Consider the following 12542-nt stretch of genomic DNA (forward strand, 5'->3'; position numbering starts at 1 on the left):
CGGCGCCCGCCGCGACGGCCGTGCGGCACTCCCCACGGGGTTGACGTCGGGACGGCCGGGGCCCGCCTGGCAGGATGGGTGCCTGTGACCGGCATCTACGACGATCCCTGGGCCTACGAGCTGGCGTGCTCGTTCCGCGACGTGCCCGCCGAGGTGGACACGTTGCTGGAGTGGACCGTCCGGCACCGCTCGTCCGGCGCGTCGGCCCGGACCGTCCTGGAGCTGGCGGCGGGCCCGGCCGAGCACGCCCGCGAGTTCGCCCGGCGCGGCCTGACCGCGACCGCCCTGGACCTGCATCCGGCCATGTGCGCCTACGCCGACCAGCAGGCCAAGGAGTGCGGCCTCGACCTGGACGTCGTCCAGGAGGACATGACCTCGTTCGCGCTCGGCCGCCGGTTCGACCTGGTCGTGACGATGCTGGACTCCACGTCCCACCTGATGACCCTGGACGCCTTCGTCGCGCACCTGGACCGCACCGCCGACCACCTCAACGCCGACGGCCTGTACGTGCTGGAGATGTCGCACCCGCGCGACCGCCTCACCGACGACCCGTCCGTCTCCACCGGCTGGACGGTCGAGCACGACGGCCCCGGCGGCAAGGTGGAGGCGACCGTGCGGTGGGGCGAGCCGTCCGACCGCCTCGACCCGGTCACGCAGATCGCCGACGACCACGTCACCATGACCATCACCAGGCCGGACACGCCGGTCCGGGTGATCCGCGACGTGGTGCCCTACCGGTTCTGGACCGCGACCGAGCTGAGCGCCGCCGTCCGGCTGTCCGGAGCGCTGGAGACCGTCGCGCAGTACGGCGACTTCGGCGACGTCGCCCTCACCGACGCCGGGGCCTGGCGCATGATCACCGTCCTGCGCCGCGCCTGAGCCCGGCCCTGGCCGGGCCGGGCCGGGCCGGACGGGACGGGTGCGCGGGCGGGGCCGGGGTCAGGGGAGCTGGAGGGCCGAGCGGGTCGGCTCGATCTCGATGATCTCGTAGCGGGCGGCGCCGGACCGCTGGAACGGGTCCTCGGCGACGATCTCCTCGATCCGGGCGCGGTCGACGCCGGTGGCCAGGATGGCCCCGCCGGTGCGCGGGACGCGCCGGGCGGTGAGCAGGAAGGTGCCCGCGGACATGTGCCGGTCGACGTACTCGTAGTGCTCGTCGAGCATCCGGTCGAGTTCGTCCAGCGTCCCGGACTCGTAGTGCAGCAGCAGAATGAACATGGCCCACAGTCAACGGCCGGGCCGTCAGCGGGGTCCACGAGGCGGTGCCTGAGGCGGGGTAGGCGGAGCCTAACGCTCCAGGTCGCGGGCGATCAGCGGCAGCAGCGGGTGACGCGTGTCACCCATCCAGGCCACCGCGAACTCCACCATCGGGGCACCGGCGCGCAGCGGCCGCCAGGCCAGTCCCGGTTCGGCGGCGGACGCCGGACGCAGCGCCACGACCGGCTCCCCCGCCGCCAGCTCCGCATGGGTGATCGCGCGGCGGGCGGTGGAGACCCGCAGCCGGGGATGCCATCCGGCGGTGTGGCAGGCCGCCAGCAGCGCGTCGTGGTACCCCGGCGCGCGCTCCCGGGGGAACCACAGCAACTCCTGGTCGTGCAGCCGCTCCCAGGCGATGCGCTCCTCGGCGGCCAGCGGATGGTCCGCGGCCATCAGAAGCCCGAGCGGCTCGCGGTGCACCACCCGGACCTCCAGCCCGGCGACCTGCCCGACCGGCATCGACAGCACCCCCAGGTCGAGGTCGCGGTGCCGCAGGCGCTGCAGTTGCCGGTCGGTGGGCGCGTCCTCGAAGGCCACCTCGGCGCCCAGCGCGCGGGCCGCCGCCCGGATTCGCGCCGGCAGCCGGGCGGGGACCCCGGGCGGCAGCCCGACCGTGTGGACCCGCACCGCCGAGGCGGCCTGCTCCACCGCGCGCCGGGCCCGTTCCACGGCCGCCAGCGCCGCCCGCGCCTCGGGCAGCAGCGCCTCCCCCGCCGGGGTCAGGGCCATCCCGGCGGCCGACCGCTCGAACAGCCGCGCGCCCAGGTCGTCCTCCAGCGCCCGGATCTGCTGGCTCAGCGACGGCGACCTCAACCCCAGCGCCTCGGCGGCGCGGGTGAGATTGCCCTCCCGCGCCACCGCGCAGAAATACCTGAGCTGCCGCAACTCCATCCGCACAGGGTAGGAACCCCCGCGCGCCGGTCAGCCGACCGGGTGGGGCCCGGGGTCGCCTTCCTTCGGAACGACCATCAGCCCGACCGAGTCGGAGCTCCGCATCCACGCGCCGGTGATGCGGCGTTCGCCGGAGGGACGCCACGTCACCGGCGCGTCCCAGTACCTGCCCGACCCGTCGGCCTTGAACGCACCGAGCACGAAGACCGAGGACAGGCCGCGACGGCGCAGGTCGGCGAGGGCCTCGGCGACCGTCCGGTCCGCCAGACGCAGCCCCTTGGCGTGATCGCCCCGGATCGGGGACGCGTCGAAGAAGACCTCACCGGGCTCGGCCTTCCGGCCGATGACGATGTCGGCTCCTCCCAGGCGGTACATCGCACCGCTCAACCGGACCCTCAACGGGCAGGCGCCCTGGCCCGGCGGGCACTTCAGCACGGCGTCGGACGTCCCCGTCACACCTCCCTTGGGCATTCCGCCCTTGGGCGCGTGCAGGTCGCCGATCTGGACGATCTGGCGTTCGTTGCCGGGCATGACCGGGACGATGCGCAGCCTGGCCTCCAGCCCGACCTTGGCGAACGCCTCGCTGAACTCACGCTGGTCGGCGTAGGCGTTCTTGACCTCGACCTCGTACTCGGTGCCCTTGACCTGGATCGACATGGCCGCGTTGGCGTAGCTGCGCAGCGGCGCCGAGTGCCGGCCGTCCGGCATCAGGACGACGACGGCAGCCGCGGCGGCGGCCGAGACGAGCACCGCTCCTCCCGCCAGCCGGGGAAGGCGCCGAGAACGACGGCGTCCAGGGGCCGGTGCTTCAGCGGCGGTGACGGCCGCCAGCAGGGCGCGCCCTCCGGCGCCGTCCGGTTCGCTCGTGATGTCGCCGTCGCGCACCGTCGCCAGGCCCGCCACAAGATCGTCGATGCCGTGCGTCATGTCAGCTCACTCCCCTGAAGAACGGGCCCGGCCTGCGCGGCCGCGCCTGGACGGTCGACGCCCGCCGACCGCAGAGCGCGCGCGAAGCGCTTGCGGGCCCGGTGCAGGCGAATGCTCACGGCGTTGGACGAGCAGCCGAGCACCGTCGCGATCTCGGCGTTGGACAGCCCCTCCCAGGCCACGAGCGCGAGAAGCTCACGATCGCGGTCGGGCAGCCGGCCGAAGACTTCGGCGACCGCCGAGGAGTCCTCCCGCGACGGCGCGGCCACCGACAACTCGGCGATCAGCGCCGCCGTCTTCAGCCCGTGGCGGCGCGCCCCACGGCGCTGGTTGGCCAGCACACGGCGCGCGACGCCGTACAGCCACAGGCGCGCCTCTCCCCCGGACGGCATCTCCGCCGCGCGCCGCCAGGCGACCGCGAACGTCTCAGCCACCACGTCGGCCGCGTCCTCGGGCGAGTCGCACCGACGCAGGGCGTAACCGAGCAGGGGTTTGTAGGTGGCGGCGTAGACCTCCGCGAACTCGTCCTCACCCATCCGGGTCCCTCGACATCCGGCCTCCTGAACATGTGACCTCTTGGTGAACGATCACCTGCACATGTCCGGACCCCACCCCGGATCTTTCACCCCCGCACAGATTCGAACGGCCCTCCCGCGCCGCGTCGTCCGCCGGAGCAGGCGGTGCCCCGGCGAACGACCTGGCGGCGAAGGCTCCGCCCGGGTGTCATGACCAGGCGGTGCTCACGGGGTGGGGGCCCAGCCCGGCATCGGGTGGGCGGCCATCAGCTCGCGGATCTCGGCCGCGATCCGCTCCACCGCCGACTCGTCCCCCTTCGCCGACGCCTGGACGACCTCGTCGATCCACGCGGCGAGCGGCTCCATGTGCCGCTCGGTCAGCCCGCGCGTGGTGATCGCCGCCGTCCCGATGCGCAGCCCGGACGGGTCGAACGGCTTGCGCGGGTCGAACGGGACCGCGTTGTAGTTGAGCTCGATCCCGGCCCGGTCGAGCGCCTGCGCGGCGGGCTTGCCCGCGACGCCCTTGTTGGTCAGGTCGATGAGGATCAGGTGGTTGTCGGTGCCGCCGGAGATGAGGTCGTAGCCGCGGGCGAGCAGCGCGTCCGCCAGCGCCCGCGCGTTCGCGACGACCTGCCGGGCGTAGACCGGGAAGTCCGGCTGCGCCGCCTCGCGCAGCGCCACCGCGATCGCGGCGGTCGTGTGGTTGTGCGGGCCGCCCTGCAGCCCGGGGAAGACGGCCTTGTCGACCGCCTTCGCGTGCTCCTCGGTGGACAGCACCATCGCGCCGCGCGGGCCGCGCAGGGTCTTGTGCGTGGTGGTGGTGATCACGTCCGCGTGGCCCGCCGGGGACGGGTGCGCGCCGCCCGCGATCAGGCCCGCGATGTGCGCGATGTCGGCGGCCAGCACGGCGCCGACCTCGCGCGCGATCTCCGCGAACGCCGGGAAGTCGATCGTGCGGGGGATCGCCGTCCCGCCGCACCAGATCAGCTTCGGCCGCTCGCGCAGCGCCAGATCGCGGACCTCGTCCATGTCCACGCGGCCGGTGTCGGCGCGCACGCCGTACCGGACGGGGTTGAACCACTTGCCCGTCGCCGACACCGACCAGCCGTGCGTCAGGTGGCCGCCCATCGGCAGCGAGAGCCCGAGCACGGTGTCGCCGGGGTTCAGGAACGCCAGGTAGACGGCGAGGTTGGCGGGCGAGCCCGAGTACGGCTGGACGTTGGCGTGCTCGACCCCGAACACGGCCTTGGCGCGCTCGATCGCGGCCAGCTCGACCGGGTCGACGTTCTGCTGGCCCTCGTAGTACCGGCGGCCCGCGTAGCCCTCGGAGTACTTGTTGGTGAGGACGCTCCCGGTCGCCTCCAGCACGGCGGGCGAGACGTAGTTCTCCGAGGCGATCAGCCGGATCTTCTCGAACTGGCGGCGGGCCTCGGCCTCCACCAGCCCGCCGATCTCGGGGTCCTCGGCCAGCAGGTGGGACATCGACGGCTCGTGCACGGTGCCTCCGCGAAGGTCGGGCCGGAGGCTCGGTGTCGGGCACCCCGGCATGGTGAGGTGTCCCGTACACCCAGGCGCGCGGTGTGCGGACGGCGGTCTTCGCTCCCCGGTGGTCGGCTCCACCTTGACTGCGCCAGTCGCGTGCCCGTCATCATAGCGGCCCGCGGCCTGGCGTCCCTTTGATCCTTTTTATGCCTTCGGTACCCCTCACCCGCTAGGGTCGCTGGGATGCGTTCCGAACTCCCCCTCCGCAGGCCGGACGCGACCGTCCGGCTGGGCTGGCTGGACGCCCTGCGCGGCGTCGCCGCGATCACCGTGGCGCTGCACCACGCGTCCTACCACTACCTGCCGGACTTCCGCCGGACGCTGCTCGCGTGGTTCGACCCGGGGGCCTTCGGAGTTCTGGTGTTCTTCCTGGTCAGCGGCTATATCGTGCCCGCGTCGCTGGAGCGCCGGGGATCGGTGCGCCGGTTCTGGATCGGCCGGGTCCTGCGGATCTACCCGCTGCTCGCCGCCGTCGTCGCGGTCGTGGTCCTCCTGCACGTGACGGGCCTGTACGCGCTGCGGAACGGCCTCGTGCCCGAACACCACCCGGCCACGATCGCGCTCTCCCACCTGACGATGATGCAGGACCTGCTCGGCGTGCCGAGCGCGATCAACGTGCTCTGGACGCTGTCCTACGAGATGGCGTTCTACCTGCTGGTCGTCGCCCTGTTCTCGGTCGGCTGGCACCGCCGGTCGGTGGCCACCGCGTCCACGCTGGCGGTCGCCGCGCCCGCCCTGGCGCTGGTCCTGCCCACCGCCGCGCTGACCACCCGGTTCGGGGACGGCCGGGTCTCGCTCGCCGCGTTCCTGCTGATGGCCGCCTCGATCGGGCTGGCCTGCGTCCGGCGGACCGCGGTCGCCCGGTCCGCGGCGCTGCTCGGCGGCGCCCTCGCCCTCACCCTCGTCCTGGTGAACGGGCGCGTCGACCCCTGGGAGGGCCTCGTGATCCTGGCGGTCATGTTCACCGGGACGGTCGTCCACCGGGCCGAACGCGGCCAGATCCGGCCCCGCACCGCCGCCGGCGTCTGCGCCCTGGTGCTCGTCAGCGCCGTCGGCACCGGGATCTGGCGCGTCCGGCGGTACACCGACTGGGACACCGACCTCGGTGAGAAGCGCGCCTGGGCGCTGGCCGTCGTCGGCGCGTTCGTCCTGTTCGCGATCGGGTTCGCGCTGCGCCACCGGCACGTCCCGCGCTGGCTGGCGTGGACGGGCGTGGTCAGCTACTCGGCCTACCTGCTGCACGAACCGCTGCTGATGGGCCTGGACATGGCGTTCGAGCGGCCCCGCAGCGACCAGCCGCTGCTGATGGTCCCGTTCCTGGCGCTGGTGCTCGCGGCGAGCTGGGCGACGCACCGGTGGATCGAACGTCCGGGCCAGCGCCTCGGCCACGCCCTCGCCCAGCGCCTCGACCCCGCACCGCCGCCGTCCACCCACGTGGACCTGGCCTCGGACCCAACGCAGGACAGGGTCGCGCCGGAAGCCCCCGCCACCGAGGTGTCGGCGCCCGACCAGGCCGAGCGCCGGGACGCCACGTCCACCGAAGGCCCCGACCAGCCGTCCCTGGTCCACTGACCGACCACGTTCACCAGGTCTCGGGGGCGGAAGCGATCCGCCCCGGCAAGGCCGGATGACCGGGTCCTGGCCGGGGCGGGGACCGCTACCGCTGGGCCGATCGAGGCGCGGTCACGACGAACCGGGCGGTGTTCTGCTCGGCGCCGGCGTCCGATCGCTCGAAGCCGGCCTTTTCCAGAACCCTGACCGACGGTGGGTTCGACAGCTCCACATGGGCGCAGACCGTGTGGACGCCCGGTGCGGTGAGGGCGAACCCGGTCAGCGCGCGCGTGGCCTCGGGAGCGTAACCGCGGCCTCGCCGGGAGGCCACGACGCCGTACCCGATTTCCAGGACGCCGTCGGCGGGCGGCCAGAACAGGCCGATCGAGCCGACCACCAGACCGCTGTCGCGCTCGATGATCTGCCGGTGGCCGTAGTCGCCCAGCCACGCGGGATGGTCGGCGAACAGGCCCGCGATGACCTGGTCGCCCTCGGCGGGGAAGTCCGGGGCCCAGTGCGCTCGCCGGGCGCCGTCCAGGACGGCGGCGACCTCGCCCGGGCTCCACGACCGCAGGACGAGGCGGTCGGTGGTCAGATCGGCATCGGTCGCCGGGGGAAGGGAAGACACCTGAGTCTCCTGCTCGGTGGTGACGAACCGGGCGGCGCGGGCTCGCGCGGCCCGGAAAAGGGCATGCTGGTGACGCCGGCGGCAGCCATATTCATCGATCTCCCACAGTCAGTGATCATGCTTCCGCGCGAGGCTAACCGGCCCGCGTGAGCCGGGCAATCCGATTCCTCGGGCACGGCCGCCCCGTCCCGAGTTCCGTGCCCCGGTGATCCGCCGCCCCAGCGCAGCGGCCGGCCGAGACCGAACGCCGAAAAGCCCGGACCTCCGCGCGGACGCGGAAGGCCGGGCTTTCGGGGAACTGCGGGAACGAAACGGCCCGGTCCCGCGGCGGGTACCGGGCCAGAGGGGACGCGCGTCAGGCGCGCGCGGCCTCCATGGCGCGCTTCACGGCAGCGCGCTTCTCGCGGAGCTTGTTGAGGGCCTCCTCGAGGATGGCCTCACCGTCGGCGTCGCTGCGCCGCTCCTTCACGTACGCGAGATGCGTCTTGTACGGCTCGGTCTTCGGCGGGGCCGGCGGGTGGTCCTTGTCCTGGCCGGCCGGGAACCCGCAGCGCGGGCAGTCCCACGTGTCGGGGACCGCGACGTCGGTCGCGAAGCTCGGCCGGGTCTCATGCCGGTTGGCGCAGTAGAAGGTCACCCACACGCGGGGCGCCGCGTCCCCGCGCTCGGCCTCACCCATCGGTCCGGCGCCGACACGGCTTCCCCGAATCGCGTTGCCACTACCCACGGACATACTCCTCGGTCGATACGCCGCCGCCCGCTGCGAGGTCACTCCGGGAGCCGGGCGGCGGCTCGGCGGTGTTAGGTGTTCTTCGGCTCAGATGCCACGGGACCGGTACTACGGGACCGGCCCCGGTGAGCGCGGGTCAGCCGTGCTTGAACAGCAGACCCAGCACGATGATCGAGGCGAACCAGACCACGCCGACCCCGACGGTCAGCCGGTCCAGGTTCCGCTCGACCACCGACGAGCCGCCCAGCGACGACGAGATGCCGCCGCCGAACATGTCGGACAGTCCCCCACCCTTGCCCTTGTGCATCAGGACGAGAACCACCATCAGCAAACTCGTGATGATGAGCACGATGGACGAAGCGATGATCACAGTTGCGCGCCTTCTCTGGCCTGCCCCGCCGAGGCGGGGCCTGTCTGATGTTGGACGGAGGATCTAGCCGGGCGGTTTACCCGTCACCCCCGCAGGGTACGACGAAGTCTTCGCTGGTTCGGCAAGAACCGGCGGGTCGAGACCGAATTGATCTCAAGTCGCCGGTCCCCCCGCCGCCGGAATCAGGCCGGGAGGTCCCGGTATCGGCAGATCTTGACGAACTCCCCCGCGTCCAGGCTGGCACCTCCGACCAAAGCGCCGTCCACGTCCGGCTGCGCCATGATCCCGGCGATGTTGCTCCCCTTGACCGAGCCACCGTACAGGATCCGCACCCTGGCGGCCGTCTCACCGTCGTACAGCTCGCCCAGCCGCTCCCGGATCGCGCCGATGACCTCCTGCGCGTCCTGCGGCGTGGCGACCTCGCCGGTGCCGATCGCCCAGACCGGCTCATAGGCGATCACCAGCTCGGCGGCCTGGTCGGCCGGGATCTTCTCCAGCGCGCCGGCGACCTGGCGCAGGCAGTGCCCGACGTGCTCGCCCGCCTTGCGCACCTCCAGGCCCTCGCCGACGCACACGATCGGGGTGATCTTGTTCGCGATCGCGGCCTTGGCCTTGGCGTTGACCAGCGCGTCGTCCTCGTGGTGGTACTGGCGGCGCTCGGAGTGCCCCACGGTCGCGTAGGCGCAGCCCAGCTTGGCCAGCATCGCCCCGGAGATCTCGCCGGTGTAGGCGCCGGACGCGTGCTGGGAGATGTCCTGGGAGCCGTAGGCGATCTGCAGCTTGTCGGCGTCCACCAGCGTCTGCACCGAGCGGATGTCGGTGAACGGCGGCAGCACGGCGACGTCCACCGCGGCGAAGTCGGCCTCCTTCAGCCCGAACGCGAGCTTCTGGACGAGCGCGATCGCCTCGAAGTGGTTGTTGTTCATCTTCCAGTTGCCCGCCATGAGCGGCTTGCGCGCGGGGGCTTTCGCGGAAGGGGCCATCTCGGTCAGTCCTCCAGAGCCTTCAGGCCGGGCAGGGTCTTGCCTTCGAGGTACTCCAGGCTGGCGCCGCCGCCGGTGGAGATGTGGGAGAAGCGCTTCTCGTCGAAGCCGAGCCGCCGGACGGCCGCCGCCGAGTCGCCGCCGCCGACCACGGTGAACGCGCCGGACGCCTCGCGCGCGTCGATCAGGGCCTGCGCGACGGCGCGGGTGCCGTGCGAGTAGGGCTCCATCTCGAACACGCCCATCGGGCCGTTCCAGAACACGGTCGCGGCGTCGGCGAGGCGCGAGGCGAACAGCTCACCGGACGCCGGGCCGATGTCCAGGCCCATCCGGTCGGCGGGGATCGCGTCGGCCGCGACCACGTCGTGCTCGGCGTCGGCGGCGAACGCGGTCGCGGCGACGATGTCGGTCGGCAGGACGAACTCGACGCCGTTCTCCTCCGCCCGCGCGAGGTACTCGCGGACGGTGTCGAGCTGGTCCTGCTCCAGCAGGGACGCGCCGACCTCGTGGCCCTGGGCCTTGAGGAAGGTGAAGACCATGCCGCCGCCGACCAGGATCCGGTCGGCCTTGCCGAGCAGGTTGTCGATCACGCCGAGCTTGTCGGAGACCTTGGAGCCGCCGAGGACGACCGCGTAGGGGCGGGCCACGTCCTCGGTGAGCTTCCTCAGCACCTCCAGCTCGGCGTCGATCAGGAGGCCGGCGGCGTGCGGCAGCCGCCGGGGGACGTCGTAGACGCTGGCGTGCTTGCGGTGGACGGCGCCGAAGCCGTCCCCGACGTAGAGCTCGGCGAGGGCGGCCAGCTGGTCGGCGAACGCGCCGCGCTCGGCGTCGTCCTTGCTGGTCTCGCCCGGCTCGAAGCGCAGGTTCTCCAGGAGGGCGACCTGCCCGCCGGCGAGGCCCGCGACGGCGGCGCGGGCGGAGTCGCCCACGACGTCGGTCGCGAACGCCACGTCCTGGCCGAGCAGCTCACCGAGCCGCTCGGCGACCGGCGCGAGCGAGAACTCGGGCTTGACCTCGCCCTTCGGACGGCCCAGGTGGGCGCAGACGACCACCTTCGCGCCGCGCTCGGCCAGAGCCCGGATGGTGGGCACGCCGGCCCGGATCCGGCCGTCGTCGGTGATCTTGGAGCCGTCGAGCGGCACGTTCAGGTCGGTGCGGACCAGCACCGTGCGGCCGGTCACGTCCAGGTCGTCGATGGTGCGCATCGGAACGCGGTGTCCTTCCGTGAGTCGCGTGCGGGTGTGCCGCGGGCGGCCCCGGCGCGGGGCCGCCCGCAGACGTGCGCCCGCCGTGGCCCCGGAGCGTGCCGGGGGCCACGGCGGGCGGCGCGGCTCAGACCGACGAGCCGACCAGCTTGACCAGGTCGACCAGGCGGTTGGAGTAGCCCCACTCGTTGTCGTACCAGCCGACGACCTTCACCTGGTTGCCGATGACCTTGGTGAGGCCGGCGTCGAAGATGCAGGACGCCGGGTCGGTGACGATGTCGGAGGAGACGATCGGGTCCTCGGTGTAGGTGAGGATGCCGCGCAGCGGCCCCTCGGCCGCGGCCTTGATCGCGGCGTTGACCTCGTCGGCGGTGGTCTCGCGGCCGACCTCGACGGTCAGGTCGGTGGCCGAGCCGGTGGGGATCGGCACCCGCAGGGCGTAGCCGTCCAGCTTGCCCTTCAGGTCGGGCAGCACCAGGGAGATGGCCTTGGCCGCGCCGGTGGAGGTCGGCACGATGTTGACCGCGGCGGCGCGGGCGCGGCGCAGGTCCTTGTGCGGGCCGTCCTGCAGGTTCTGGTCCTGCGTGTAGGCGTGGATGGTGGTCATCAGGCCCTTCTCGATGCCGAAGGTGTCGCGGATCACCTTGGTCATCGGGGCCAGGCAGTTGGTGGTGCAGGACGCGTTGGAGATCACCGTGTGCTTCGCCGGGTCGTACTGGTCGTCGTTGACGCCCATGACGATGGTGATGTCCTCGTTCTTGGCCGGAGCCGAGATGATGACCTTCTTCGCGCCGTTGTCGGCGTGCACCTTGGCCTTGGTGGCGTCGGTGAAGAAACCGGTGGACTCGACGACGACGTCCACGTCGAAGTCGCTCCACTTCAGGTTGGCCGGGTCGCGGTCGGCCAGCACCTTGATCGCCTTGCCGCCGACGAGGATCTCGTCACCGGCCGCCTTCACCTCTTCGGGGAAGCGGCCCAGGATGCTGTCGTACTTGAGCAGGTGCGCGAGCGTCGCCGGGTCGGTCAGGTCGTTGACCGCCACTACCTCGATGTCGGCTCCGGCGGCCTTGACCGCGCGGAAGAAGTTGCGGCCGATCCTGCCGAAACCGTTGATGCCTACTCGGATGGTCACGGAACCGCTCTCCTCGTACGTCGTCACGCCCGGCACGGGTGATTCCGGGCGACTTCCTACCTGGATCCCGGGGTCTCCCCCGACCTCGACCCTACCGAATACCGGGCCGCCTCCCCGCACCGGCGGGGCGGATTTCGCCAGGTGACGGAGCCGCGCCGGGCGCCGTTCCGGGCGCCGCCGCGAGACCGGGACAGGCGAAGGTCTAGACCAGACCGTCTAGACCAATCACGCATGTCCCCTGAAACCGGCGGGTTCACCCCTCCCGGTTTCGAGCGGACGCCCGTTTGGACCGTTCCAAGCCCGCCACCTGGACCGGCGCGGCGAACGCCCCTCGAACCCGGGGAAAAACCTGTGCGAAAGCCCTGGGACGGGCTTCCCAGGCGCCCGATCGCGCCGGACGGGCGGGCGGCGCGGTCAGGGGGCGAGCATCTCGGCGGTCAGGTTCGCCTCGGTGCCGGGGATGCCCTGGTCGCCGGCGCGCTTGTCGGCCATGGCGAGCAGACGCCTTATACGGCCGGCGATGGCGTCCTTGGTCAGCGGCGGGTCGGCGAGCTGGCCGAGCTCCTCCAGCGACGCCTGCTTGTGCTCCAGCCGGAGCCGGCCCGCGCTGACCAGGTGCTCGGGGGCGTCGTCGCCGAGGATCTCCAGGGCGCGCGCGACGCGGGCCCCGGCGGCGACCGCCGCGCGGGCGCTGCGCCGCAGGTTGGCGTCGTCGAAGTTGGCCAGGCGGTTGGCGGTCGCCCGGACCTCGCGGCGCATCCGCCGCTCCTCCCAGGCCAGCACCGAGTCGTGCGCGCCGAGCCGGGTGAGC

At 72.7% G+C, this 12542-nt stretch carries 14 protein-coding genes and 1 riboswitch; of the genes, 2 read left to right on the forward strand and 12 right to left on the reverse strand.

Annotated elements, in window-relative coordinates; genetic code table 11:
* Positions 1-84 precede the first annotated feature (84 nt).
* Positions 85-879 (forward strand): class I SAM-dependent methyltransferase, encoded by a 795-nt coding sequence (locus AB0J52_RS11465; protein ID WP_500181492.1) that lies wholly within the window; start codon positions 85-87, stop codon positions 877-879.
* A gap of 60 nt (positions 880-939) precedes the next feature.
* Here AB0J52_RS11465 and AB0J52_RS11470 read toward each other — a convergent pair whose 3' ends face one another.
* The 5 genes from AB0J52_RS11470 to glyA all read right to left on the reverse strand — a co-directional run bounded on the left by AB0J52_RS11470 (position 940) and on the right by glyA (position 5072).
* Positions 940-1218, reverse strand: coding sequence for a YciI family protein (locus AB0J52_RS11470; protein WP_500181493.1), 279 nt, complete (start codon positions 1216-1218; stop codon positions 940-942).
* A 69-nt stretch (positions 1219-1287) separates the two neighbouring features.
* Positions 1288-2148 carry a LysR family transcriptional regulator gene (locus AB0J52_RS11475; RefSeq protein ID WP_500181494.1) on the reverse strand — a complete coding sequence of 287 codons (861 nt, stop codon included), beginning with the start codon at positions 2146-2148 and terminating at the stop codon, positions 1288-1290.
* Positions 2149-2178: 30 nt separating this feature from the next.
* The gene (locus AB0J52_RS11480; protein WP_500181495.1) at positions 2179-3075 is read right to left on the reverse strand and encodes a hypothetical protein; all 897 of its coding nucleotides are present in this window, start codon (positions 3073-3075) and stop codon (positions 2179-2181) included.
* Positions 3072-3611: an RNA polymerase sigma factor gene (locus AB0J52_RS11485; RefSeq protein WP_500181496.1), complete on the reverse strand. Its 540-nt coding sequence runs from the start codon at positions 3609-3611 to the stop codon at positions 3072-3074. Before AB0J52_RS11485 ends, AB0J52_RS11480 begins: the two co-directional genes overlap by 4 nt.
* A gap of 204 nt (positions 3612-3815) precedes the next feature.
* Positions 3816-5072: a serine hydroxymethyltransferase gene (gene glyA / locus AB0J52_RS11490; RefSeq protein WP_500181505.1), complete on the reverse strand. Its 1257-nt coding sequence runs from the start codon at positions 5070-5072 to the stop codon at positions 3816-3818.
* Between the two features lie 76 nt (positions 5073-5148).
* Positions 5149-5238, reverse strand: a riboswitch (ZMP/ZTP riboswitch).
* A gap of 77 nt (positions 5239-5315) precedes the next feature.
* Here glyA and AB0J52_RS11495 point away from each other — a divergent pair.
* The gene (locus tag AB0J52_RS11495; protein WP_500181497.1) at positions 5316-6704 is read left to right on the forward strand and encodes an acyltransferase family protein; all 1389 of its coding nucleotides are present in this window, start codon (positions 5316-5318) and stop codon (positions 6702-6704) included.
* Positions 6705-6789: 85 nt separating this feature from the next.
* Here AB0J52_RS11495 and AB0J52_RS11500 read toward each other — a convergent pair whose 3' ends face one another.
* The 7 genes from AB0J52_RS11500 to whiA form a co-directional block, all read right to left on the reverse strand.
* On the reverse strand, positions 6790-7311 hold the full coding sequence (locus AB0J52_RS11500) for a GNAT family N-acetyltransferase (protein WP_500181498.1): 522 nt from the start codon (positions 7309-7311) through the stop codon (positions 6790-6792).
* 355 nt (positions 7312-7666) lie between these two features.
* On the reverse strand, positions 7667-8038 hold the full coding sequence (locus tag AB0J52_RS11505) for an RNA polymerase-binding protein RbpA (RefSeq protein WP_500181499.1): 372 nt from the start codon (positions 8036-8038) through the stop codon (positions 7667-7669).
* 139 nt (positions 8039-8177) lie between these two features.
* On the reverse strand, positions 8178-8411 hold the full coding sequence (secG, locus tag AB0J52_RS11510) for a preprotein translocase subunit SecG (protein ID WP_500181500.1): 234 nt from the start codon (positions 8409-8411) through the stop codon (positions 8178-8180).
* A gap of 182 nt (positions 8412-8593) precedes the next feature.
* Positions 8594-9394, reverse strand: a complete 801-nt coding sequence (tpiA, locus tag AB0J52_RS11515) for a triose-phosphate isomerase (RefSeq protein WP_500181501.1) — start codon at positions 9392-9394, stop codon at positions 8594-8596.
* Between the two features lie 5 nt (positions 9395-9399).
* The gene (locus AB0J52_RS11520; protein WP_500181502.1) at positions 9400-10599 is read right to left on the reverse strand and encodes a phosphoglycerate kinase; all 1200 of its coding nucleotides are present in this window, start codon (positions 10597-10599) and stop codon (positions 9400-9402) included.
* A gap of 127 nt (positions 10600-10726) precedes the next feature.
* Entirely contained in the window at positions 10727-11731 is a 1005-nt protein-coding gene (gene gap / locus AB0J52_RS11525; RefSeq protein WP_500181503.1) for a type I glyceraldehyde-3-phosphate dehydrogenase, read from the reverse strand.
* Positions 11732-12145: 414 nt separating this feature from the next.
* On the reverse strand, positions 12146-12542 hold a 397-nt coding region (whiA, locus tag AB0J52_RS11530), incomplete at its 5' end, for a DNA-binding protein WhiA (protein ID WP_500181504.1).

It is taken from the genome of Spirillospora sp. NPDC049652 (assembly GCF_040675125.1).
Taxonomy (GTDB): Bacteria; Actinomycetota; Actinomycetes; order Streptosporangiales; family Streptosporangiaceae; genus Spirillospora.

Excerpts from the sequence above, each read along its gene's own strand:
- AB0J52_RS11480 (WP_500181495.1), bottom strand. The coding sequence starts at position 3,075 with ATGACGCACGGCATCGACGATCTTGTGGCGGGCCTGGCGACGGTGCGC.
- AB0J52_RS11470 (WP_500181493.1), bottom strand. The coding sequence starts at position 1,218 with ATGTTCATTCTGCTGCTGCACTACGAGTCCGGGACGCTGGACGAACTC.
- AB0J52_RS11495 (WP_500181497.1), top strand. The coding sequence starts at position 5,316 with ATGCGTTCCGAACTCCCCCTCCGCAGGCCGGACGCGACCGTCCGGCTG.
- AB0J52_RS11520 (WP_500181502.1), bottom strand. The coding sequence starts at position 10,599 with ATGCGCACCATCGACGACCTGGACGTGACCGGCCGCACGGTGCTGGTC.
- AB0J52_RS11475 (WP_500181494.1), bottom strand. The coding sequence starts at position 2,148 with ATGGAGTTGCGGCAGCTCAGGTATTTCTGCGCGGTGGCGCGGGAGGGC.
- AB0J52_RS11485 (WP_500181496.1), bottom strand. The coding sequence starts at position 3,611 with ATGGGTGAGGACGAGTTCGCGGAGGTCTACGCCGCCACCTACAAACCC.
- glyA (WP_500181505.1), bottom strand. The coding sequence starts at position 5,072 with ATGTCCCACCTGCTGGCCGAGGACCCCGAGATCGGCGGGCTGGTGGAG.
- tpiA (WP_500181501.1), bottom strand. The coding sequence starts at position 9,394 with ATGGCCCCTTCCGCGAAAGCCCCCGCGCGCAAGCCGCTCATGGCGGGC.